The sequence below is a fragment of the Azospira sp. I09 genome, assembly GCF_009177135.1.
Classification (GTDB): Bacteria; Pseudomonadota; Gammaproteobacteria; order Burkholderiales; family Rhodocyclaceae; genus Azospira; species Azospira oryzae.
Genome location: NZ_AP021845.1, coordinates 83181 through 104153 on the forward strand (window position 1 = coordinate 83181; position 20973 = coordinate 104153).

The 20973-nt window shown below is 58.6% G+C and carries 28 protein-coding genes; 19 read left to right on the forward strand and 9 right to left on the reverse strand.

All coding sequences use genetic code 11. The features are described from left to right. Positions 1-9 precede the first annotated feature (9 nt). The 9 genes from AZSP09_RS18070 to AZSP09_RS18105 are packed head-to-tail and all read right to left on the reverse strand — an operon-like array spanning position 10 to position 5068. Positions 10-309, reverse strand: coding sequence for a hypothetical protein (locus tag AZSP09_RS18070; protein WP_152091007.1), 300 nt, complete (start codon positions 307-309; stop codon positions 10-12). Further along, entirely contained in the window at positions 309-725 is a 417-nt protein-coding gene (locus AZSP09_RS18075; protein ID WP_232058925.1) for an endonuclease domain-containing protein, read from the reverse strand. Before AZSP09_RS18075 ends, AZSP09_RS18070 begins: the two co-directional genes overlap by 1 nt. Beyond that, on the reverse strand, positions 725-1225 hold the full coding sequence (locus AZSP09_RS18080) for a hypothetical protein (RefSeq protein WP_152091009.1): 501 nt from the start codon (positions 1223-1225) through the stop codon (positions 725-727). The genes AZSP09_RS18075 and AZSP09_RS18080 overlap by 1 nt, the downstream gene beginning before the upstream one ends. Further along, positions 1222-1362, reverse strand: a complete 141-nt coding sequence (locus AZSP09_RS20020; protein WP_172974826.1) for a hypothetical protein — start codon at positions 1360-1362, stop codon at positions 1222-1224. The genes AZSP09_RS18080 and AZSP09_RS20020 overlap by 4 nt, the downstream gene beginning before the upstream one ends. Further along, positions 1359-1634, reverse strand: coding sequence for a hypothetical protein (locus AZSP09_RS18085; RefSeq protein WP_152091010.1), 276 nt, complete (start codon positions 1632-1634; stop codon positions 1359-1361). Before AZSP09_RS18085 ends, AZSP09_RS20020 begins: the two co-directional genes overlap by 4 nt. Then, positions 1615-1872, reverse strand: coding sequence for a hypothetical protein (locus AZSP09_RS18090; RefSeq protein ID WP_152091011.1), 258 nt, complete (start codon positions 1870-1872; stop codon positions 1615-1617). The genes AZSP09_RS18085 and AZSP09_RS18090 overlap by 20 nt, the downstream gene beginning before the upstream one ends. 11 nt (positions 1873-1883) lie before the next feature. Next, a complete protein-coding gene (locus AZSP09_RS18095; RefSeq protein ID WP_152091012.1) occupies positions 1884-2342 on the reverse strand; it encodes a hypothetical protein in 459 nt (152 codons plus the stop codon). Then, complete coding sequence (locus AZSP09_RS18100; protein WP_172974827.1) at positions 2339-4231, reverse strand: ATP-dependent helicase; 1893 nt, start codon at positions 4229-4231, stop codon at positions 2339-2341. The genes AZSP09_RS18095 and AZSP09_RS18100 overlap by 4 nt, the downstream gene beginning before the upstream one ends. A gap of 12 nt (positions 4232-4243) precedes the next feature. Beyond that, on the reverse strand, positions 4244-5068 hold the full coding sequence (locus AZSP09_RS18105; protein WP_152091014.1) for a hypothetical protein: 825 nt from the start codon (positions 5066-5068) through the stop codon (positions 4244-4246). A 167-nt stretch (positions 5069-5235) separates the two neighbouring features. Here AZSP09_RS18105 and dnaG point away from each other — a divergent pair, with 167 nt between their 5' ends. From dnaG to AZSP09_RS18200, 19 genes are all read left to right on the forward strand, one after another. Continuing rightward, positions 5236-6714, forward strand: a complete 1479-nt coding sequence (dnaG, locus tag AZSP09_RS18110; protein ID WP_172974828.1) for a DNA primase — start codon at positions 5236-5238, stop codon at positions 6712-6714. Beyond that, the gene (locus tag AZSP09_RS18115) at positions 6686-7003 is read left to right on the forward strand and encodes a hypothetical protein (RefSeq protein WP_152091016.1); all 318 of its coding nucleotides are present in this window, start codon (positions 6686-6688) and stop codon (positions 7001-7003) included. The genes dnaG and AZSP09_RS18115 overlap by 29 nt, the downstream gene beginning before the upstream one ends. Beyond that, positions 7000-8115, forward strand: a complete 1116-nt coding sequence (locus tag AZSP09_RS18120) for a DUF1173 family protein (protein ID WP_172974829.1) — start codon at positions 7000-7002, stop codon at positions 8113-8115. The genes AZSP09_RS18115 and AZSP09_RS18120 overlap by 4 nt, the downstream gene beginning before the upstream one ends. Next, a complete protein-coding gene (locus AZSP09_RS18125; protein WP_152091018.1) occupies positions 8112-8711 on the forward strand; it encodes a hypothetical protein in 600 nt (199 codons plus the stop codon). Before AZSP09_RS18120 ends, AZSP09_RS18125 begins: the two co-directional genes overlap by 4 nt. Further along, positions 8708-9184, forward strand: a complete 477-nt coding sequence (locus tag AZSP09_RS18130; RefSeq protein WP_152091019.1) for a hypothetical protein — start codon at positions 8708-8710, stop codon at positions 9182-9184. The genes AZSP09_RS18125 and AZSP09_RS18130 overlap by 4 nt, the downstream gene beginning before the upstream one ends. A gap of 29 nt (positions 9185-9213) precedes the next feature. After that, a complete protein-coding gene (locus AZSP09_RS18135) occupies positions 9214-10098 on the forward strand; it encodes a GIN domain-containing protein (protein ID WP_152091020.1) in 885 nt (294 codons plus the stop codon). 2 nt (positions 10099-10100) lie between these two features. Continuing rightward, on the forward strand, positions 10101-10460 hold the full coding sequence (locus AZSP09_RS18140; protein ID WP_152091021.1) for a hypothetical protein: 360 nt from the start codon (positions 10101-10103) through the stop codon (positions 10458-10460). A gap of 63 nt (positions 10461-10523) precedes the next feature. Then, the gene (gene ligA, locus AZSP09_RS18145; RefSeq protein WP_232058923.1) at positions 10524-13001 is read left to right on the forward strand and encodes an NAD-dependent DNA ligase LigA; all 2478 of its coding nucleotides are present in this window, start codon (positions 10524-10526) and stop codon (positions 12999-13001) included. A gap of 20 nt (positions 13002-13021) precedes the next feature. Then, positions 13022-13285 (forward strand): hypothetical protein, encoded by a 264-nt coding sequence (locus AZSP09_RS18150; RefSeq protein WP_152091022.1) that lies wholly within the window; start codon positions 13022-13024, stop codon positions 13283-13285. Positions 13286-13287: 2 nt separating this feature from the next. Then, positions 13288-13716 (forward strand): hypothetical protein, encoded by a 429-nt coding sequence (locus tag AZSP09_RS18155; RefSeq protein WP_152091023.1) that lies wholly within the window; start codon positions 13288-13290, stop codon positions 13714-13716. A gap of 14 nt (positions 13717-13730) precedes the next feature. After that, positions 13731-14051, forward strand: coding sequence for a DUF4326 domain-containing protein (locus AZSP09_RS18160; RefSeq protein WP_269473836.1), 321 nt, complete (start codon positions 13731-13733; stop codon positions 14049-14051). A 118-nt stretch (positions 14052-14169) separates the two neighbouring features. Next, positions 14170-14808, forward strand: coding sequence for a hypothetical protein (locus AZSP09_RS18165; protein WP_152091025.1), 639 nt, complete (start codon positions 14170-14172; stop codon positions 14806-14808). A gap of 97 nt (positions 14809-14905) precedes the next feature. After that, positions 14906-15244, forward strand: a complete 339-nt coding sequence (locus AZSP09_RS18170; protein WP_152091026.1) for a hypothetical protein — start codon at positions 14906-14908, stop codon at positions 15242-15244. Continuing rightward, the gene (locus AZSP09_RS18175) at positions 15244-16665 is read left to right on the forward strand and encodes a site-specific integrase (RefSeq protein WP_152091027.1); all 1422 of its coding nucleotides are present in this window, start codon (positions 15244-15246) and stop codon (positions 16663-16665) included. The genes AZSP09_RS18170 and AZSP09_RS18175 overlap by 1 nt, the downstream gene beginning before the upstream one ends. After that, a complete protein-coding gene (locus AZSP09_RS18180; RefSeq protein ID WP_152091028.1) occupies positions 16662-19394 on the forward strand; it encodes a hypothetical protein in 2733 nt (910 codons plus the stop codon). Before AZSP09_RS18175 ends, AZSP09_RS18180 begins: the two co-directional genes overlap by 4 nt. A gap of 78 nt (positions 19395-19472) precedes the next feature. Next, positions 19473-19709 carry a hypothetical protein gene (locus tag AZSP09_RS18185; RefSeq protein ID WP_152091029.1) on the forward strand — a complete coding sequence of 79 codons (237 nt, stop codon included), beginning with the start codon at positions 19473-19475 and terminating at the stop codon, positions 19707-19709. Continuing rightward, on the forward strand, positions 19706-19984 hold the full coding sequence (locus tag AZSP09_RS18190) for a hypothetical protein (RefSeq protein ID WP_152091030.1): 279 nt from the start codon (positions 19706-19708) through the stop codon (positions 19982-19984). The genes AZSP09_RS18185 and AZSP09_RS18190 overlap by 4 nt, the downstream gene beginning before the upstream one ends. Positions 19985-19992: 8 nt before the next feature. Beyond that, a complete protein-coding gene (locus AZSP09_RS18195; protein WP_152091031.1) occupies positions 19993-20406 on the forward strand; it encodes a hypothetical protein in 414 nt (137 codons plus the stop codon). 10 nt (positions 20407-20416) lie between these two features. Next, the gene (locus AZSP09_RS18200; RefSeq protein ID WP_172974830.1) at positions 20417-20839 is read left to right on the forward strand and encodes a phage protein NinX family protein; all 423 of its coding nucleotides are present in this window, start codon (positions 20417-20419) and stop codon (positions 20837-20839) included. Positions 20840-20973 lie beyond the last annotated feature (134 nt).

Here is a 20973-nt window from a genome sequence, read left to right on the forward strand (position 1 = left end):
TGATTCCTTTCAGCGGAGGGAGATGACGAGGGGGTGGATCGCGCTGGCCAGCGCGGCGAACGCCGTAGCCAAGCCCACCAGGGATGCAGCGACGATCGTCCGATGGGACAGCGGCCGCAGGGCGGAATTATCGTTGGCGTAAGCGATCCGGCCCACGCTCATGGTGCTCGTTTCAACAACGGGCCGGAGCCAATACCAGCCCTTGTGAGAGGTGAAGGGCTTGGGGGCGGCGTAGCTGGCCACCGGCCACCAAGCGAACCGCTGGCGCTTGCTGCCGAGGCCGATAGGGCTATCGCGAAGGGCCGCCATCACAGCAGCGCCCTCCTCTGCTGGACTGCAGCGTCGATGGTCGCTGAGACGCCGGACAGGTCCTTGAAGATCTGGCCAGAGGTGAAGCGCAGGATAAGCCAGCCCGCTACCGCCAGCAGGTTCTGGCGCTCCCGGTCGGTCTCATGGGCGCTCTTGAACTTGCCGTGGTACTGCCAGCCGTCGCACTCGATGGCGATCTTCTCATCGACCAAGGCCACGTCGATCCGAAAGCGCCGGCCCGGCACCGCGCCCTGATATTCACGGACGGCTTCCGGGTAGGACGCGCGGACCGACATCCAGAGGACGTCTTCAGGCATCCTGCCCTTCCGCCCTCGGCCGGCGGTGCTCCGGGCGGCCGGGGTGGCGGCGGCGATCTTCAGGCCCAGGCGTTTGGCCTCGGCCAGCGAGAGACGCATCACGGGCAAAGTCTCCCGACGTTGTAGGAGACCAGCATGCCCTCGGTCGAGACGACGGTTTCGACCTGGGCGCAGCCATAGGAGTCCGCAGCGGACAGGCGGCGGGTATCGAGGCGGTAATCGTTCCAGTCGCGACGTTGGACGCCATAGCGCAGCGCGCCCCGGATCGCCATCTGGGCCACCTGCTTGAACTGCTGATCGTCGGGCAGTGCCGGCGACACGTCATTGATGCGCTCGGGCTCGGCGCCCTGGCACACCTGGTAGTTATCGATGCGGGGACCGCCGCGTTGGCGCTTTCCTTCCTGATAGACGACGCCGACGGTCATGCAGGGGCGGTTCTGCACCGGCACGACGAGCGCCGGCTGCCCATAAGCCAGCACCTCGCCAGCCTGCCCGCTTTGGGCGGCCTGCTCGATCGCCATAAGGAGATCGGGACTTTCGGCGTGGACAGCCGCGGCGAAAACGACGCCGGCGGCGAGGATAAGGGGGCGGAGCATCATGGGTTCTTCCTTTCGGTGGTAGCTGCAGGGGGTGGCGGAGAGCCATCTTGTGCCGACAAGTGGTGCAGCAGCGCGTCGTAGAGCGCCAGCACGATCACCAAGGCGGTGAACAAGATCGCCACCTGCTTTCCGTTCATGCAGCGATTCCTTCAAGTTGGAAACGGGGGCAGCGCCAACCGGTTGTGGCGGCCGCGAGCATGCGGTCAGCCATCTCCGGATTGACACCCTTCACGCCGTTCAGGACCTCGACCACCTTGCGAGCATCGGCGTCGCTCATGTCCTTCTGGTCGACCGAGGTGATGAGCCATCCCGGCGCGCCTTTCTTGACCAGGCCGACTCGGGCACCAGGCGAAGCGTGGATGAAGACGTAGCAGCAGTTGGGCATGTCGTCAGATTCGTGCGTAACCATTGGTATTTACCTCCGGCTCCAAGGGTACGGAACGGTCACGCCCTTTTCTGGATAAAGTGCGGACGAGCGCCATGCAGACCACCGACACCGCCATTGCCGCCCCCAGGATCAGCATGATCTGGGCATAGTCACCGCGCGGCGCGCTTTCGAGCAGCACGGCAGCGCCGATGACCAGACCCAGACCTGCCAGGGTGCTGGTCCATTCGAGACGGGTTAGGGGGCGGGCGGAGGAGTCCATGGTGCGATCGTTCAATGCAGGAGGTGGCGGCCACCGACTCCGGAGCCATCGAGAATTTCGACGAACCGGCCGAACTGGATCTTCGTCGCCTCGAGCAAGGTGACCTCGAGGCCGTCGTAGTCGCGGACCACGCTTACCTGGTCGCCCACCTGAGTGACGAGACAAATCACACGGTCGACGCCGATGACGTCGGCGGCTGTCGAGAGGTCGATATCCAGGGTGCTGCTCCCGTAGTAAGGGGGCGGGTTGTCGTCGAAGCTCAGAAGGGTGTCGCTGTAGTCACCCTCCTTCACGATTGCGTTCCGGAAGGACGCCAAGCAGTGGGCACCAGGCGTGATGAAGGCCGCGACGGAAGCATGAGCGCCCTCGCCCACCGCGCACACGAGGGCAAGAGCAGATACTTCGGCCCCGGCGAGGTGGCTCACCATGGCGGGGATGGAGGTTGCATCAGGAACTACAGCAGGATTCATTGCATCACCTGTTCTTTTTGGTCATTGGATTGAGATTGGGTCTTACCGAACCACAGTTCGGAATCAACCAGGAATTCACTGTTTGGCTTGTCGGTACGGGTAAAGATCGTCAGTTCGTCCCGGGCGCGAGTCATTGCCACGTAGAAGACACGGCGTTCCTCGGCCACCTCGGCTTCAGAGCAAAGCTCCGAGACCTTCGGCACAACGCCTCCATAGCAGTCGATCAGATAGACGTGATCCCATTCCAGGCCCTTGCTGGCATGGAAGGTTGAAAGGATCACGCGCGGGATCTCGGCGCCGTCGCCTTCCTGGACGCGGCGAATTCGGGTGGCCAGCGGCCCCCGAGCATCAGCAAGAGCATCGCGGGCTGCCTCCAGACGATCCAGATCGCGGACCTCTCGCCGCCCCCGCTCCTGAATGGCATTCCCGTCGTCATCTTCGCCGCAGGTTTTGGTCATGACGCGGGACATCCATGAAGCCACGCCGTAGATAGGACCTTGGGCGCCTGCCTCGGCCCCCTTGCCGGTCAGCTTGGTGGTCCATCCGCGGCCAAGGCGCACCATGCTCTCCAGCTCGGCACTACCGGTACCGGGCAAAGGCACCGGCTCCATCGGGTCAATGAAATTCCAGATGGAGCCCCCGGCAATTTCGGTGAGCTGGCGGATCTGGGCATCACTGATCCTGGCCCAGCGAAGGCCGATCTCCAGCCCCATGCCATCCTTGTGAATCAGCGATTGGAGGATGGCCAGATACACCTGAAGCACTGGCGCGTCCCAGAACGACCGGCCAGTCCGCATGTACGGAACACGGTTGTTGATGAACACCGACTCGATCTCGTGGAGGCCGGCATTCGTTCTGGACAGCACAGCAACCTGTCCGGCACGGACGCCAAAGCGGTACGGCTCACGGTTCGGCAGGGGCTCGGGGACGCCGTTCTTGGCGCACACCTTGTCCAGCAGATGCACGATCCGCATCGCCTGGCTGTCGTCCTTGCCAAGGGGGATCACCTTCGGCGCCGGCCCATCGCCCCGGGCGGACTTGATGTTCTTGGGCACACGGTCGGTGTTGTAAGCGATCAGCTTGCTCGCGGACTCAATGATCCCGGACGTCGAACGATAGTTGGTGTCGAGGGTGATGATCTCGGCACCGGTGGCCGCCACGAAGTCCATCATGCCCTTGTAGCCCAGGCTGCGGCGAAAGCCGTAGATCGATTGATCGTCATCCCCGACGGCACAAGCGCAGGGGGCGGGGTTCTGCCCCAGGTGGTGCATCAACCACTCGTACTGCATGTCGTCGATGTCCTGAAACTCGTCGGCGAGAATATGGGTGGCCCTGATCGGCTTCATCTTCCCTGCGGACATCAGCTCATTTGCCATGATCAGCAGGTCGGTGAAGTCCTGACCATCGGTTGCCTCCTGGTGCTTCCGATAAACGGCCGTGAGGCGCGCGAGTTCCGGGTAGGCCTTGGCGAATTCCTTATCGGCCTTGCAGCGCGCGATATTCGCCTCGGCTTCGTCGGGCGTGATCTCAAGGCCGGTGTCGTGGAGCGCTCGGTTAATCAGGTGGCGCGTTTCAATGTCGGAGAGGATTTTGCCGATCTTCCCGATTTCCTTGAGCTGGCGCAGGGCTAGGGAATGGAACGTGCCGATCGTCAATCGGCTCAGTTGCTCGCGGGATAGACCTTTTTCCTTCTGGATGCGGTCAAGCATTTCTTCAGCCGCATCTCGGCTGAAGGTTGTCATCACGATGCGGGGGTCGTGGTGGGTGCGGAGGATATGCCGCACCTTGGCAATGAGGACGCGCGTCTTGCCACTGCCCGGACACGCGCAACACAGGATCGGGTCCTCGGACTCTACTGCCCGTTGTTGTGCCTCATTGAGCTTGACCACGGACATTGTTCATCACGCGACGGCAACAGCTGGCGAGGAAAGACCGTCCATCTCGGACTGCGCGGCATCCAAGTTCTGCTGTTGGTTGGCTAGGCGCTTTTTGCGCTGTTCAGCCTGTCGTTGCTGGGCCGCAGCCAGTCGCTTGGCTTCCTTCTCTGCCGCCTTCTGGCGATCGCGTTCGGCCTGGGCCAACCGTTCTTGGCGGCGCTTCTCGACGACGCCATTGCAGATGCGCCGAATGTTGTTGTAGTGGGTGTTGCTCGCGCGGATGATGCCAAACAGATGGTGCCGGACCTCGCGCTCGGTGTTGAGCTTCACGCGCCGGGCTTCATCCGGATTGTCGGAGAGCTCGCTGGTGACCCAGAGGTAATGCAGGATGGTGATGTAATAGTCGGCCTTGGCCAGGATATCCAGGTACTGCGTGACACCGTTGGTGACCGTCTTGGTCTCGTAGTTATTGACCAAGCGCTGCATCTCATTGGGAGAGAATCCACCCATCTCGAGTTTCTTTTCGCCCTGATCGATGCGGGTGTCGAAATACTCGTGCAGACGATTGAAGTGTTCGTCCATTGCCAGCTCGGCGGCGAATATCTCGTCTTCCTTGAAGACATCCCCCTTCAGGTTATGGGAGAGGATCTGGCGGGAGCGGCAGGTAATGAAGTGCGTGTCGCGGGAGATGACCTCAAACCCCGACGACATCACGTCGACGATCATCTGATTGCACAACGGCACGAAGCTCGGCGCGGCAATGACATCTTGATTGCGCTCGAAGAAGTTGATGGTGCTCTTGCGCATCCATTTCTTCAACTTGATCAGCTGCGGGGTCGGTCGATTCATCTGCAATGTCCACGGGTCTGAGAAACGTGACGAATGATTGCACGTCACCCAAGACTCTGCCGATAGCGAAATACAGCCGAAATCCCGGCCTTAGACGTATAAATGGACCGGCGGCGTTGTTTCCCTCGTCATTTCGGGGCTTACTTCGGCCTGTGATACCTCAACCTGTGATCGACGACATTGTGGCCGCTCTGGATCTTCCCGATTTTATCGGGGAGACGGTTGCGCTCGCAAAGCAGGGATCCACATATAGTGGTCTTTGCCCATTCCATAGCGAAGCCACCCCTAGCTTCAAAGTCTTTGCTGACCATTACCACTGCTACGGCTGCGGCGCACACGGGAACGCCATCGACTTTGTAATGAACAAGCAGGGACTGACCTTCCCCGAGGCGGTCCGTATGCTGGCGTCCAGGACAGGGGTAGAAATTCCCTCCAACAAGCCCAACCAGGCAAAGCCTGATCGCCACGCGAAGGCGCGGGACGTCCTGCGGCGGGCCTGCGCCAAATATCAGCAGCTGCTCCTCGGCCCGAACGGTGGGCCGGCTATGGCAGCATTGGCTGAGCGGGGAATTGATGACGACACCATTATCCGCTTTGGCATTGGCTTCGCGCCTGAAGCCTGGGCGACGCTCTGCGACGATCGGACCTTCCGGCGTGATGCCCTGCTCGAAGCAGGCTTGGCCGTGCCGCGCAAGGAAAAGAAAGGGTGCTACGACTTCTTCCGCAACCGCTTGCTGTTCCCGGTCCGGGCCGACAATGGCGACGTGATCGGCTTCGGTGGGCGTCGCTTGGGCGAAGAAGGACCAAAGTACCTCAACTCCCCGGAAACTGACCTTTACCAGAAGGGGAGCGTCCTGTTCGGACTTCAACAGGCGCGACAGGCTATTCGCATGACCCGCTCCATTATCGTCTGCGAGGGCTTCTTCGACGTGGTTACTCCGTCTCAGGCGCAGATCGAGCACATCGTTTCAACCTGTGGAACCGCCCTGACGGAGACACAAGCCGAAATGGTGCTGTCCCTAGCAGATCGTGTGTTTTTCTGTTTTGATGGGGACGCAGCGGGCGCGAAAGCGACCTGGCGGGCCGCAGAGATGCTGGTGCCGTTGGCTAGTGACCAACATGAAATTCGTCTGTGCCGCCTACCGTCAGGCGAAGACCCTGACAGCTTCGTCCGCGAGTTCGGTGCCGAGAAGTTCCAGGAAGCCCTGGACGCTTCGCCGACACTGACTGCCTACCTGATCGGTGAGATTACGCGAGGGGCAAAGCTGCCCGAAGCACGAGCTCGGTCCTTGTCCGTTGCAGCTTCGCTGTGGAGGCAGTTCTCTGCCCCTAGCCTGGGGATTTTCTTCCGGCAATTCGCTTGTGAGGCCCTGCAGCTCACTCCGGCTGAGTTTGATCGGATCGCAGCGAGCGCCCCGCGGCGGGGTGGCGAGAACACGCTGCGCAACTGCCCCTGCTGCTCTGGCGAGGCATCTCTTATTTCCTGCGATGGTGGATATCAGGTTCAGTGCAGCCACTGTCGTATTGCAACTCCGGTTACCGCAACCGAGGACGAGTGCCGGGGCCTTTGGAACCGACGGGAACGTCCCCGCATGCGGTCGACAACAACAAAAAGCAATGAAAAAGCTGATCAGCAACCTTCCTGAGTACACCTTTGTCATGCACCAGCAACTAGGCCCCGATGAACATGCTGTCCTGCTCGGCAAAGACGGAGCCTATTCGGTGTGCAAAATGCAGCCTAAGCGGCTGATTGCCATGTCCCCGAACTACCAAGCTGACGGCTATGGTCTCCTCTCAGGCCCTTTGACCCGAGCAGGCCTTACCGACCTTCTCCAATGGACCGACCGCGACACTGCGTCCGATCGTTACCGGTTGCTGGCCGGCTTGCCCGCCAACGTCTTTGCTCTTTTCCCCGACAAGAGGCCACCAGGATGAAGCCACAAGTCCAGCGCATTGAGGTCGGCTCCGGCGTTCACACCGCGGAATGGCTGGTTTCGACTCGCGCTGGACAGGAGTTGCTGGCCAACTGCCGCAAATCTGATCGCCGCCCCCGTTGCATGTGCGTCCCCGGCGGGGTTGAAATGTATGTGGGTCGACGGGGCGGTCTCTTTTATCTGTCCCGCATGCCCGGTACCGGATTCCTTCACGCTGACAATTGCGACTCCGTGGAGGACACATCCTTTTTCTCTGGGGCCGGCGCCTACGGGCCTGGTGCAATCCTCGAAAAGGATGACGGGTGCCTCAGTATTGCCGGCAACCTGGACATCCGGGAGCGGATGGAAGAGCCCATTGCCGAGGTGAGCATCGACGGCGTGCTGGATCTTCTGATGGAGCAATCCGTTCTCAACCAGATTTCTGCAGGCGCAGATCATCGCTCCTGGTTGTCCGTTCGGGAACGCGTGCTGGAGGCGGCCGCCTGGATACGCATGGGCAACCATTCGCTCGCCGACTCCCTGTTTGCGCCTGAGCGTTACTCGCGCGACACCGGTGTCTCATCTGTCCCCGATTGCGAATCGTTCCTGAAGGCGCAAGCAGGCCACGCCTTGATCTTTGCCCCACTCAAGGAACTCCGACTCACCACCTACAGCTGGCAGCTCGTCCTCAAGCACTTGCCGGGGCTTCGCTTGTGGGTTGCAAAGGAGGTTGCCGAGGAAATCGAGGCAAGGTGCGGCACCCCCTACTTTGGCACTCCCCCGACCTATGCCTTGTGTCTGGTTGCGGCCAAGCCCGGGCGACGTGAGGGGAACTACACCGTTACCAATCTGGCTTGCCTGCCCACCGACGCCAATTACTTCCCGTGCCGGAATGACCGCGAGGCAGCGGTTGCGCGCCGGCTTATCGAGGAAGGGAAGTCTTTGCTGCGGCCTCTGCGCTTTGACAGCGACCCCGCTCAGCCCCTAGCGGACTTTGCCATCCTCTCGAGCGGGACGCCTGATCCTGTGTTCGTACTATCCCCGTCCGGTAATGACGAGCTCGATGCTGCAAAGCGCAGCTTGGCATCGCTGATGCAGCGCAACCATTCACGGGTCCAGGTCTTCAACGAATGAATGCCCTCTCGTCTTTCCTGGCTCGCCACGATGCGTTTCTTCTGGTCTTCTGCTCCTTGCTCTTCGGGATCGCCTTTGGGCTTGGGCATGAGCGCGGACTGGTGCCGGTTCCCCCTTGGTACACAGCCAGTCTGCACCGCTTCTGCATCCTGCTGATGGGCTGGACAGCCCTGATGCATTCGGACCCTTTGCAGAAACTCATCTGGTCCGTCACGGACTTCGTGGCCCTCACCCTTCACTTCTTTGCTGGCTCGATGTTCGTCCCGAATCTCCCTCTGCCCGAGCTGATCAGCTATTGGGTTTCTCTTGGCAAGATTGCAGCGGCCGCCAGCTTCGGCATTGCCATCACGCAGGGGGTCTATTCATTGCTACCGGGGTGGCGAGATGCAATTGTGAAGCGCCTGCCAGTAAAGATGGTGGCTCCCCTTGACCCGCCTACCCCGATCATTGAGCCGGCGCCGGCGGAGGTGGCCGGACTTCAAGAACACTCGCCTCGACCGCAGATCCTTTATCGCCACCGGTCGACTGATGCGGCCTCAATGCGTGGGCCTCACGTTTCCATGGCCAATGCCGAATGCGAGGCTCTGTACCCATGACTCAGCGTGTTACGCTCTCCGGCTCTGAAATTGCCGACTCAAAGGAAATTCCCATGATGCCAATTGCACCCACCCTCAACGGCGTTGACATGATCCGCCTGCGGGACACCATACTGACAGCGCCGTGTTTCGGCGGCACCGCCGGCGACTATCCGTGGGATCGGTGGGAAAAATCTGCCGTCCAGGCAGGACTGGATGCTGACCTGGCCAACCTCGGGCGATCCGTTTTTCGAGAAGCTTTCCAGCATGACTGGTCGGACGAGCAGAAGGTCGAGTGCGGCTGGCTCGATGGTGGGCAGACCATGATCTTCCAGGCCCTTGCGTTTCCGGAAGAGACTGCTGCGCGCTGGCGCTACCTGTACAGCGCGGACAATTTCGGCGATGAGCCGTTTGCCGATGCCGTTACCACCGATCCCATCGAGCTGGCGACCGCATTAAAGCAGAAAGGCATCCCCACCTCTGTCATCCTGTAGAGGTCATCCCCCTCCCTGAGTCACCGTTCATGTTTGGAAAACCCAAGACCGATATCGAAGCCCTTCAACGCGAAGTTACCCAGTACCGTGAAGGCTTCGCACAAATTGCCTCACATGTTGGCTTGCGCCTCGGCGACCGGCCTGACGTGCAGGCGTCTGCTTCCGCGATCTGCGAAACCATTGATCGCCTTGGCGGGCAAGACAACCGCCCCCCCGAGCCAGGAAGCGAGGTTCGCCCGCTATCTCCGGATGTTCGGCAGATCAAACTCGATGGCGCCGTGAATCTGACCATCGTTCAGGGGCCAACACCAAGCCTTACCATCCAATGCAAGGACAAGTCCTACCTGCCGAAGGTCCTGACCACCGTTTCTGGCCACGTGCTCACCATCGATACCGAGCCCACATTCATTTCCCAGGTCGGTGGCGTTACCACGATCATCAAAGGGGCAGTCCAGCAATTTCATGGCTCGATCCTCGGCGGCGTTTCCGGCCAGAACATCCGAATCGGCGGCGGCAACGTTTGCGTCACGAACATCGGCGGCCCTACGGCCGAAGTGACGGTTGTTCTTCCCGAAGTGACCGGCTTGAGAGTAAAGGGCGCAGGGAAGATAACTTATCGTGGTTTTCGTCAGGAAGAGCTGGGGCTTGAAATCTCCGGTAGCGGAGATGTTGAGCTCGAAGGTGTGGCTGATCGGCTCGAGGCGGAAATATCTGGCTCCGGGGAAGTTTCCGCCTTTGGCCTTTCCGTAAAGACCGCCAAACTGCGGGTGTCTGGCTCCGGTGACATCAGGGCTACGGTCACCAATACCGTTCGCGCCCGGGTCTCCGGATCGGGCAAGATCAAAATCGCGGGCAACCCTACCGATAAAGACACTGACGTCTCCGGATCCGGGAAGATCAAGTTCGTCGACTGATCATGACCCGCAAGTCTCTCATTCTTCGCCGCTCCTTCATCGTTGCCGCCAGCGGCGTCGCCCTGTTCCTGTTCGTGTTGATCGGCCAGTACGCCGGTCATGAGGCGGGCCAAGCCGACATCGAGCTGCTGAGTCAGGTCTGGCCCTATTTCCCGCACATGTCCTCCGACGAACGCGCCTTTCTGGCAGGACTTTCCCTCACCTGCCAGCTCCATCGAAACGCTGACGACCGAGAGAGCACTATCGCCTGCCTCCGGCGCGCCGCAGCCGACCCCAGCGCAATCCTACCGAAGGATTTCGATCACTCGGAGGCTCCAGGCCGCCTCGAGCGCATGCTGGTGATGTCCCCTGTCCACCCGTAACGCCCTTGGGGGTCGTGGTGACTTTCTTCTGAAACGCCAGGTTCCGATCGGTACTATTTCGTCATGGCCGAATATTCCAAGACCTTCACCGGAAGCCTAACCGCCCCCGACGGCACCATCCGCCACTTCATCAATGGTGCCCTGGGCCGGGATGGCGACCTTCCCGCAGTCGAGTACCCCGATAGGGGTGTCGTCTACTACTGCGAGAATCCCAAGCGCGGAGGATTCGGCCAGCACTCCTCAGTGGAGCATCGTGTCGGCGGTCCGGCCCTGGTCCGTGCCAACGGCGATCAGATTTACTACCAACTCGGGAAGGTGCACCGCGACCCGGACGAAGGCCCTGCGGTAATCCTCCATACCGGCGTCAGGAAGTGGTTCGTCAACGGGGAATGTCTTCGTGTCGAATGGCCACAGCTGCCTGCCGAAAACCCACCAATTCCTCTCACATTACCCGCCATGAATTCCAATGCCACCCCAGCAGAGCGCGTCGCTGCACTGCGCGCCCACGTCGCCCGCCTGGCCCATGCCTACTACGTCCTGGACAAGCCGCTCGTTTCCGACGGGGAGTACGATGCTCTCTACCGCGATCTGGAGCGCCTTGAGGCCGAATATCCCGATCTGGTCACCTCCGATTCGCCGACTCAACGGGTCGGCGGGACTCCGCTGAAGGACTTCCCTTCGGTAACGCACCGGTCCCCGATGCTGTCGCTGGCCAACGCCATGGACGAGGGTGAAGCCCGTCGCTTCGCCCAGAGCTGTGCAGACGCCCTGGGGGTCGGCATCGAGGAAGTGGAATACTGCTGTGAGGACAAATACGACGGCCTCGCCATCACCCTCACCTACGATGATGGCCTCCTGGTCCGGGCCGCGACCCGCGGCGACGGCGAAACCGGCGAGGAAGTGACCGCCCAGGTCCGCACCGTGAAGTCGGTACCGCTTCGCCTGTCGGAGCCGCTGACCATCGAGGTGCGTGGCGAGATGATGATGCTCGATGCCGACTTCGCGAAGGTGAATGCGGAGCTAGTGGCTGCCGGCAAGGACCCGTTGGTGAATCCCCGCAACGGAGCCGCCGGCGCCGTCCGCCAGCTGGACCCAAAGGTGACCGCCTCCCGCCGCCTGACCTTCTTCGCCTATGGCATGAACGGGGCCGAAGACCATGCGTTCACCAACCAGGTGGCGGTGCTCGATTTCCTGAAAGCTCAAGGCTTTCGGGTCAGCCCGAACGTGAAGCGAGTGACTGGCTTCGAGGGCATCAAGTCTGCGTTCGCAGCCATGGCCGGCAAGCGCAAGACTCTCGGGTGGGGCATTGATGGTGTTGTCTTCAAGGTGGCTGACATTGAGCAGCAGGAGCAGATCGGCTGGAATCACAGAACGCCCAAGTGGGCCGTCGCTTTTAAGTTCCCCCCGGAAGAAATGCCGACCGAGGTTTTGGCGATCGACATCCAGGTCGGTCGCACCGGCGCGATTACCCCGGTGGCCCGCCTGAAGCCTGTTTTCGTGGGTGGTGTAACGGTGACCAATGGCACGCTCCATAACCTTGGTCAGGTCCGCTTGAAGGACGTGCGCGTGGGCGATACTGTGATCGTTCGCCGGGCTGGCGATGTCATTCCCGAAATTCTGAGGCCGATGCTTGAGCGCCGGCCGGAAAACTCGATCCCTTGGGAAATGCCGGCCACCTGCCCCGAGTGCGGCTCCCCTCTTCATCAAGTCGGCGCCGAGCACTTCTGCACTGGCGGTTCGCGTTGCCCTGCCCAGCGCCTGTACCGCATCACGCACTTCGCGTCCCGCTTGGCGATGGATATCGAAGGCCTCGGCGAAAGCACGGTGGCCACCCTGCTCAATGAAGGGTTCATCGCCCAGGCATCGGATCTGTACAGCCTCGATACGGCCCGCCTCGCCTCCCGTCCTGGCTTCGGGGAACAATCCGCTGGAAACCTTGCAGCCGCGATCGCAGGTACACGGGGCCGCCCCCTGCCCAAATTCCTCTTCAGCCTGGGCATCGAGGGGGTTGGGGAAAGCACTGCAAAAGACCTGGCGCGCGCCTTTGGCACCTGGGAGGCATTTGCCGCGACCACACGGGAAGCTCTGCTTGCCGTCCCCGACGTCGGCGAAGTCACGGCCGATTCGGTCCTCGAATTCCTGCAGTCTCGGGACACCGCTCAGGAAGCACATCGCCTCGCCAGCCTGATCATGCCCAAGGCCGTCGAGAAAGCCGCTGCCGGGGTCCTGACAGGGAAGACCGTGGTCCTGACCGGCACACTGCCCACCCTCTCGCGGGAAGCCGCCAAAGCCATGATCGAAGCCACCGGCGGCAAAGTAGCTGGCAGCGTCTCCAAAAAGACCTCGGTTGTTGTCGCCGGCGAGGCGGCCGGGACGAAGCTTGATACCGCCAAGTCCCTGTCCATTCCGATCTGGGATGAAGCCGAACTGCTGGCCCATCTCGGTGAGCAGGCAGCGCCGATCGCGCAGGAAAAACCCCCTGCCCCCATCATCGCCCCGCAAACCGAGGCTACGGCCCTGACCCAGCCATCGCTGTTCTAGGCTTACCGAAAGGACTCGAAATGCCATCCAAGCACCAAATTGCCGTTTCCGAAGCGACGAATATCCTCGAAGGCTTTGTTTCTTCCCGGGATCTTCCCATCGACTCCGCTCTGACCAACCCTGCAACCTGGGCTGAAGGCGCCAAAGACGTGCTCCGTTCGCGCCAGTTAGGCATCCTCATGGCCTTCTCGGACGACACCTTGCGAGAGATCGCGGAGGGACGCATCGACATGGGGCAGCTCTTTACCCAAGCTATTGAAGCGAAGGCCCGCGCAAAGGAGTAACCATGCCTACCAGTTTCCCGCCCATCAAATCCTCGCATCGCCGAGTCGTCGAAGCGGCCCTGGATTCACTTGCCGGACCGTTTCGTAAATCTGCAATTTCACAAGTCCTTTATCCGCTCACGGTGCCACGATCCCATGAAGTTGCCGGTCATCTCGCCGCAAAGCTGCTGAGAGAGTTGGCCGGCGCCGGCCGGGTTCAGCGTCATGGTCATCAGCACTGGATCAAGGTAATCAGCGAGCGTGCCCTACGCAGTGGCCGCCAGGTTCCAGAATTGCCTTCGGTCGTCGACCTTACCCTGACAACCCGATGCCCTACCAAATGGCTGTCGATAGACCTCGAGACCGGCGATCTGTGGGCAGGAAAACCCTCTGGTTGGAAGCGGGCAACGGAACAGGAGCGGGCTGAAGCCCTTGCTCTGCTCGCCAAATAGCGTCACATCGATAGGTGGCGGTCCTCAACAAATACCATCACGGCAACCGCGTTCCGCCAGGCGCGGTGAACATCATGCGCGGCACCGACTTCGGCAATCCCTTCAAGGTAGGCGAAGACGGTACCAGGGACGAAGTGGTCGAGCAATTCCGCTCATACCTGTGGAGCAGAATTAAGGCTGAGCCGACCTTCCGAAAGAAAGTGGCTGACCTTTACGGACGCGATCTTTGCTGCTGCTGCGCGCCGGCCAATTGCCATGGGTTCGTGCTTGAGAAGGCAGCGGCCTGGCTCCACAGCAACGCGGGAATGTCCGATATTCCGGACAAAACAACGTAGTTTGTCGAAAATATCGGACAACGCCGCTGGGCATGGCCTGTTCCCAGTAGCCATATATCTTTCCAGAAACACCCTGCCCAGATAGGCAAACTGGTCTCAGTCCCCCAGGAGATCAGTCATGCCGGAGCAAGCAGTCCTCTTTCCCGAATTCCACACCCATTTGATTGGCCACCAGGCCGTCGACGGGTTCTCTCCGGTCATTATCGCGGAAGCCCCGGTGGCACTGCGTGCGATGCCCGAGGGCGAAATCGAGGAGAAGATCGCCAAGGCCAAGGCCATCCTGAAATGGCTGATGGGCAACTATCGAACGGCCTATAGCACGAGTTTCGGGAAGGATAGTGGAACGGTTCTCGGGCTGGCGATGGCTGCCGCTGCAGAGCTTGTTCGTGATGGATTGCCTGTTCAGCCGTTCGTGGTCCTCACTTGCGATACCAAAGTCGAGAACCCCCTAATTGCGCAACTGGCCCGCACCGAACTGGTGAAGGTTCAGGCGTGGATCGAGCGGTTTGGTTTGCCGGGCAGCGCCCATGTTGCTACTCCGAGCCTCGCCAACGAATTCGCCGTGTCCATCCTCGGCGGCCGTGCCCTGCCGTCCATGGCTGGGCACAAGAGAGATTGCACGACCTCCTGGAAGACGGAACCGCTATCACGGCTCCGCAAACGCCTGTTGGGTCGGAACAACCTGGCGGCGGGCCAATTCGTCGTCTCAGTGACAGGTGTGCGCCGAGTAGTGCCATCTACGGTATTTATAAACTAACGTCCTTTTGTAACACAATCTGAAAGTGTTACACTGGATCGGGGCTATTGCCTTGTTCTATATCCAAATCCAGTAGTGCTGTTCAGGAGTGCTTTTCATGGGGCCGTGGAATACCGACCAGATCAACCAAGCCAGGCGCGTGCGTTTCTCGAAGGTGCTGGACTTCATTGGCGCGTACCACAAGGTTGATCGTGAATATGAACCCCTCGATCCTGGCCGGAAAAGCATTCGAGTCCAAGTCGGCTACCAGGGCCTCGATTTTCGCTTCATATTGACCGGTGAGAAGTTTGTCAACGAGCTGCTGCCGGATGGCACCCCAAACCGTGGCGGCGGAGGTGCTGTTGATTTCGTTCGCCACATCACTGGCCTCGGGTTTGTGCAGGCTGTGAAAGTTTGCCTCGATGCCTCTGAGGATGGCACGGGAGGGGCAGTCTGATGGATTCCGTTCCACAGGTTCTCCCTTCGTCTTTGGTTCAGGTTGTCCGTGTCTCGATCAATCTCGGCGACTTGCCCTATTTCGATGGACAGTCCGAGATCGCCATGAAAAACGAAGTGGCCGAGATTCGTGACATCCATTTTCACCGCGATCATGTGGTGGAAGGCTTTCCCCTCTTGTTTTGCCCAGCCAGAATTATCGATGGCCTTGAGATGAACTTGTTCATGGAGCATCGCTATCGTGGCAAGTTTTTGCCCCCGAAGAAGGGCGGCAAGCGCAACGTTCGAGGCGGCGTCACTGTTGATACGCTCGGTGGTATTGCAAACTCATTGCGTGGCTTCCTCGCTTGGCTGGCCGAGACCAATACGGACTGGCGTGAAGTCTATGCCGTCGCCGATAGCGAAAAGGCAAAGGAATGGCTTCCCCCTTACCGGTATCGAAAGGTGTTGATCGAGCGGGTGAAGCGGGAGGACATCTCGCGGGACACGGCCAATTTGTACCTCAGCCATATCCGGCAGTTTTACGAGTGGGCATTGAAGACACGCCGGATTGAGCGCATCCCATTCACCTACTCTCGTATTGCGATCAAGAAGCCCCGGAAGGATGGGGATTTCGATCTTCTGTTCAGCACGTTCCAGGATGAAAAGGCGCTAATGATCCAGACCAGCGACCTGACGATTCCGAAGAAGTACAAGTCGAAAAACGACGCCCTCGGGGAAGCCCTGACGCCATACACCGCTGCGGAACTTCGGGTGTTCTTCGATAGCAAATACATGCAGCTTGAGAACAGGAAGCTCTGGGGTGAGCTTGGCTTGGCCTGTGGGCTACGCGCTATGGAGGTAGCTGGTTTCCCTGAAGATATCGTGGTCGATCCCGTCTTGACTGACAAGACAGTATTCGAGGCGACCATCCTTGGGAAATTCAACAAGGAACGAAAAATCCTGATCCCTCGTTTTTTGATGAAATCCCTCTGGGAGTTCAAAAATTCACCGGAACGACTGAGGCGGGCTGCCAAGTGGGATTTGCTCAAGGGGTCAGGAAAGCGCCGCCCACTATTCCTCAACCGTTCGGGCGGTGGTATCAAGAGCAAATCAATTACCAATGCGGCATCCAAGGTTGTCGAAGAACAACTCATGGTTGGCCAGTCGTTTGAGCGAGGCTTTCACGATCTTCGGGCGACATTTGCCACGAGCCTTGCCCGCTTCATGCTGGAGAAGCATTTGCCGCTCGGATTCATTCAGTACAAGCTCATGGCGTTGATGGGGCACGAGAACTTCTCATCCACCCTGAAATACATCAACTTTGCCCGCTCAGTCACTTTTGAAAGCCAGATGGAGGACTGGGTGAATCGCATTTTCAGCGACCTGAATCCAACACTGTCTGCCGAAGCCAAGACGCATGCGCAGGGAGTGTCAGCATGAAGGTTGAAAATCTGGACACCAGCCATCGTGGCAAGCATGGCGGCACGATCAACCTTCAACGCGTCGTTGATATTTCCCCTCGTTTTGCAAGCGATGTGGCACGAGCCATTGAAACATACCGGGCTGATCCGGATCGGTGGCAAGTGAAGCCCGCCACGGTAAGAACCTTCCTGTCACGATTCTTGCCAGCGTTGCCGGAGGTGGCAGCGGCATTGGAGCCGGAACACCTTTCAGCATTGGCTCGGGACGGGTTGGCGGCGCTGAGTATAGAAGCGGTGTGGGCAGACCTTGAAGGCAAGTCACTGACCCTGCCTGGCCCGAAACCCCAGCGGGGGAATTCAACTGCCCGCACCTTCAATTTCTTGTATTCCATTCACAAGAATGAACCTGGGTTGCTCCCGCCAAGCATTCTGAGATTGCGCTTTGGCACCTCCGACGTGGGTGACCTATATCGGGTTTCGCCTTCCTTCCTGCTGTATTTCAAGCAGTTGATTCTGTCCTTGGACGCCAAGGAAGAATTGCCGTCGACCGCGATGGCGGTGAAGCATCATTCCTACGCAATTCTCGCACTCTTGGTCAGAAATGTAGCCGCTGTGGCTGCGCTAAAGGCTCATGGGTTGGATGCCTTCGAAAAGGAATCAGCCTTGCTCGACAAGGTTATGGAGGAAGTCAGAACTTGGCAGTCGCCTACCGCCTTGGAGGCTGTGCTGGAACAGCATGACCCCGTGCGGTGGGGTCGAAAATTGGTTTTGGTGCATGGGCATACTGCTGATCTGACGGAGACCTACAATCTCTCACCAACGCTGTTCGGCGACCTGAAACGATTCGGTAATTTGCTCTCAGCAACCCCCTTGAAGGGGCGCAAGCCTCAATCCTTCAAGGATAAGCTGACAGCGGTTCAGCGGGCCATCCACGATTGCTACCCATATCTTTCTGATCAGGATGCGGTTGCTCTAAAGAAACAAGGTGTTTGTGTCTTCATCGCCAACGACCTGCGATTGCTTCGATGGCTGAGTGGAGAAACCCGCGTCGAGGCGCGAACCTTCACCTCTATCAAGGATTTGATTGAGCAACTGTTCCTAGAAGTTCCAAGATGGACGGAAATTTCCCTTCCCTATCGATTGACGTTCGATAACGAGTTTTCTGCTCGCCCTACCTACTGCGATTACGGCCCAATTCGTGAGATTTCGGTCAAACTCTACGACGACATGGCCGCTTTCCTGTATGAACAAAAGCAATCAATTGACCAGAAGTCGTACAACAGCACAACCGTCTATCATCAGTTCACGCAATTCAAGGCGGTGATGATGCTTGCCAAGGAATCACTCTCTGCCGAGCATCTTGTGCTGCTGGCAACTCACGGGATGAAGGCTTTTGATCTGCCCGGCCATAAGTTGCAAAAGGCATTGTGGCTATTCCTGCAAAACACCGCAAAGACAGGTGTGCTGACGACATCCACGGCCTATACCTACAAATCCAGCGTCACATGGTTCCTGGATAAGTTTGGTTTCCATGTCGTTGAAGCTTTCCCGATCACGCAGACCAAGACGGCAAAGCATCTCAAAAGGTTGAACACCGACGACTACTACAGTGCCGAGCAATGCCGGGAGATTGCCTATCACATCGAGTGCGGCCTGCTGGATGCTGAGACTCCGGATGATTTCAAAGCTGTTTTGCTGCTGGGGCGAATCCTTCTGAAAACCGGTTGGAACCTTGCTCCTACGCTTGGTATTGAGTGTGACGACATCGTGCGAGCGCCTTCGGCTCTCAACCCCAACGGTACGGTGACCGTAGTGTTGCAAAAAGCACGCGCAGGATATCGGACTGATGGGTACACGTTTTCCGATCCAGAAACGAATGCCGCTGCCATGAAGAGCGCTGTCGCCGATCTAATGATGGTTCGAGACACCCTGACAACCTCGTTACGGGAGTCTCTGCCCTTGGACAATCCGTTCCGGACTTACGTTTTCCTTGTGGACAGGGAAGGTCTTGGCGTTGAAAGGCTTGGAGCCAATGCCGCCAAGACGCTGACCTATTACCTTGAGCGCCGGGGAAGCTCGCTTACCTTTGACACCAAGAAGATTCGTAAAGGCGGCGTGAATCATCTGTATCGGGAAGTCCAGAAGGATTTGCAAGCCTACGAGGCGGCTGCTAAACACAATTTTGAGACCTTCGAATCCCACTACTACAGGATCGATGAGAATCAGTCGCGCTACACGCTTGGCAAGGCGGTGGACGTAATGGGCAAATATTTCACCGGCAAGGAGATTGCCAAGGAAATTGTCATCATTACAGAACCATCCCTGGACATGCAGCACACCCCGGTTGGGGAATGCGCCTCCAGTGGCAATGAAGCAGAGATTGATCGCTACAACAAGGATCACAAGAAATTGCACGCCGAAAAAGGAGTCGCGTCACGGGTCTGCGCGGATTTCCTGAGTTGCGTCTGGTGCAAATACTTCCGGCTTGTCGCTGATCCTGAGCATGCCTGGAAGCTACTCAGTTACAGGGAATACCTGTTGAGCAGCATGGAGTCCTCCACCCTGGAGGGTGATGAAACCGACGACCAGCAGTTCCATATCGAAATTCTTCGAAACCGTGTTTCGGAAATGCTTGAGCGCCTGAGCAAGATTTCACCGGGAGTGACCGAGCAAGGTGAGGAGCTGCTTAGGAATCGCGGAATGCACCCGGACTGGTCGTTTGCTCTTGCAGATGCACCGATGCAATAGGCAGCAATAGTATGCTATTGGCACCTTGCAAAATAAACGCAATGCGTTTATACTTAACCCATATTGCAAGGAGTTCCAATGCTCAACGTCAAAGACTATCCGGGTTGTATTTCGGTCGAAACCATGCGTGCCCATTTCGAGGGCATGATCAAGGGAACGCCTGCCTTTGCTGCCAACACCCCGCTGGGTGCGATTACGATCAATGACAGCTTCAGTCATTACGCAGACCCTGATACCGATACGATGTGGCTCGGGTTTGCAATGGGCATGCGCTGCGCAGAGCGTGTCGAAAAGGCAAAGGCGGCTCAGTCGTGATTCAGATGGTTCGCTACTACCGCATTTCTGCTGGGCGCAATGCCGGGATCGTGGTGGCCTTTGGTGATTGGCCGGAGCGAATCCTGAAACATCGTGGATGGACGCCGGAGCGTTGCGTCTGCTATCGGGTCGCCACCGAGAAAGAGCACGAATGGCTGGCATCTTGCCTGCGCTTCCAGGCGTTCCTATATCCGACCGTTGAAGGGCTGTTGGCCGATGAAGCGCAAATCATCGAGCCGGACGTTTTGAGCCGCATTGCTGCGGCCTTGCATTAAGGATTCCCATGGACGCTAAACATACCTCCGTCGAAGTTATCCAGCGTGAAGTTGGCCGCTGGAATACCGACATTGCTCTTGGCTGGGAAACCGGATTGCAGGGCAAGAAACGGATTGGAAATCGACTTTATGAGCGCCATCCTCCGGATCATTTTCTTGAACCGCAAAATCATGCTCGCTATACGGACTGGTTGCGCGGCTACGAGAAGGCAACCCAATACCGTCGATTCGAACTTCGGCGCGAGGTTCACTACGTCGGCGAGAACGAAAGCGGCCCGGTGAAGGGCGTCTACCAAGGCTGGGGAATCAAAAGGGGTTCCATTGTGAGTCGCTTGATCGACAAGCACGGCTGTTACGGCGATGTGTATTTCTACTACTTCGAGGGCACGAAGATCGTTCGTACCGTCAAGTGCGGTATTTGAAGAGGCGAACATGCAAATTGAGATTAACGACGTTCAAGGTAAAGCGCTGAGTTACCTGATAGCAAAAGCAATATGGCCCGAGAAGGAGTTCCCCGCCTGGTGGTTCATTGACAGGCCTGATGGCTGCTATCTGCCTTCCTTGGACGAAGACACCGGAAACCCTGTCGATGGTTTTTATCCGCAAAGCGATTGGGGTTTGTCCGGGCCGTTCTTGTCGAAGCACGATATTTTCCCGTTCAAATGCTCAGGTAATGACTACGGGGCGCACCTACCAGAGTATGTAGAGCATGCTGGAAAGCGGGTCAGATTTGAGACCTTTGGCCCATCCCCCTTGGTGGCAGCATGGCGATGCTTCGTGGCCTCGCGGCTTGGTCAATATTCCGGGTGCTGCATCATGGTTGACGTGCCAGACGAATTTTCGGAGGAATCTTGATCATGGGCGTTCGCGCAGGACAAGGATTCGGGGCAAAAAAGCCGAAACGGCAAATGTGTCCATGCTGCGAGAAGCGTGGAGTTAGTCAATGGAAAGCTACGGCTTCCGGGCGGATGCGCTACTGCCAGTATTGC

Coding starts and splice junctions, on each gene's coding strand:
- AZSP09_RS18070 (WP_152091007.1), bottom strand. CDS start 309: ATGGCGGCCCTTCGCGATAGCCCTATCGGCCTCGGCAGCAAGCGCCAG.
- AZSP09_RS18075 (WP_232058925.1), bottom strand. CDS start 725: ATGCGTCTCTCGCTGGCCGAGGCCAAACGCCTGGGCCTGAAGATCGCC.
- AZSP09_RS18080 (WP_152091009.1), bottom strand. CDS start 1,225: ATGATGCTCCGCCCCCTTATCCTCGCCGCCGGCGTCGTTTTCGCCGCG.
- AZSP09_RS20020 (WP_172974826.1), bottom strand. CDS start 1,362: ATGAACGGAAAGCAGGTGGCGATCTTGTTCACCGCCTTGGTGATCGTG.
- AZSP09_RS18085 (WP_152091010.1), bottom strand. CDS start 1,634: ATGGTTACGCACGAATCTGACGACATGCCCAACTGCTGCTACGTCTTC.
- AZSP09_RS18090 (WP_152091011.1), bottom strand. CDS start 1,872: ATGGACTCCTCCGCCCGCCCCCTAACCCGTCTCGAATGGACCAGCACC.
- AZSP09_RS18095 (WP_152091012.1), bottom strand. CDS start 2,342: ATGAATCCTGCTGTAGTTCCTGATGCAACCTCCATCCCCGCCATGGTG.
- AZSP09_RS18105 (WP_152091014.1), bottom strand. CDS start 5,068: ATGAATCGACCGACCCCGCAGCTGATCAAGTTGAAGAAATGGATGCGC.
- AZSP09_RS18115 (WP_152091016.1), top strand. CDS start 6,686: ATGAAAAAGCTGATCAGCAACCTTCCTGAGTACACCTTTGTCATGCAC.
- AZSP09_RS18120 (WP_172974829.1), top strand. CDS start 7,000: ATGAAGCCACAAGTCCAGCGCATTGAGGTCGGCTCCGGCGTTCACACC.
- AZSP09_RS18125 (WP_152091018.1), top strand. CDS start 8,112: ATGAATGCCCTCTCGTCTTTCCTGGCTCGCCACGATGCGTTTCTTCTG.
- AZSP09_RS18130 (WP_152091019.1), top strand. CDS start 8,708: ATGACTCAGCGTGTTACGCTCTCCGGCTCTGAAATTGCCGACTCAAAG.
- AZSP09_RS18135 (WP_152091020.1), top strand. CDS start 9,214: ATGTTTGGAAAACCCAAGACCGATATCGAAGCCCTTCAACGCGAAGTT.
- AZSP09_RS18140 (WP_152091021.1), top strand. CDS start 10,101: ATGACCCGCAAGTCTCTCATTCTTCGCCGCTCCTTCATCGTTGCCGCC.
- ligA (WP_232058923.1), top strand. CDS start 10,524: ATGGCCGAATATTCCAAGACCTTCACCGGAAGCCTAACCGCCCCCGAC.
- AZSP09_RS18150 (WP_152091022.1), top strand. CDS start 13,022: ATGCCATCCAAGCACCAAATTGCCGTTTCCGAAGCGACGAATATCCTC.
- AZSP09_RS18155 (WP_152091023.1), top strand. CDS start 13,288: ATGCCTACCAGTTTCCCGCCCATCAAATCCTCGCATCGCCGAGTCGTC.
- AZSP09_RS18165 (WP_152091025.1), top strand. CDS start 14,170: ATGCCGGAGCAAGCAGTCCTCTTTCCCGAATTCCACACCCATTTGATT.
- AZSP09_RS18170 (WP_152091026.1), top strand. CDS start 14,906: ATGGGGCCGTGGAATACCGACCAGATCAACCAAGCCAGGCGCGTGCGT.
- AZSP09_RS18175 (WP_152091027.1), top strand. CDS start 15,244: ATGGATTCCGTTCCACAGGTTCTCCCTTCGTCTTTGGTTCAGGTTGTC.
- AZSP09_RS18180 (WP_152091028.1), top strand. CDS start 16,662: ATGAAGGTTGAAAATCTGGACACCAGCCATCGTGGCAAGCATGGCGGC.
- AZSP09_RS18185 (WP_152091029.1), top strand. CDS start 19,473: ATGCTCAACGTCAAAGACTATCCGGGTTGTATTTCGGTCGAAACCATG.
- AZSP09_RS18195 (WP_152091031.1), top strand. CDS start 19,993: ATGGACGCTAAACATACCTCCGTCGAAGTTATCCAGCGTGAAGTTGGC.
- AZSP09_RS18200 (WP_172974830.1), top strand. CDS start 20,417: ATGCAAATTGAGATTAACGACGTTCAAGGTAAAGCGCTGAGTTACCTG.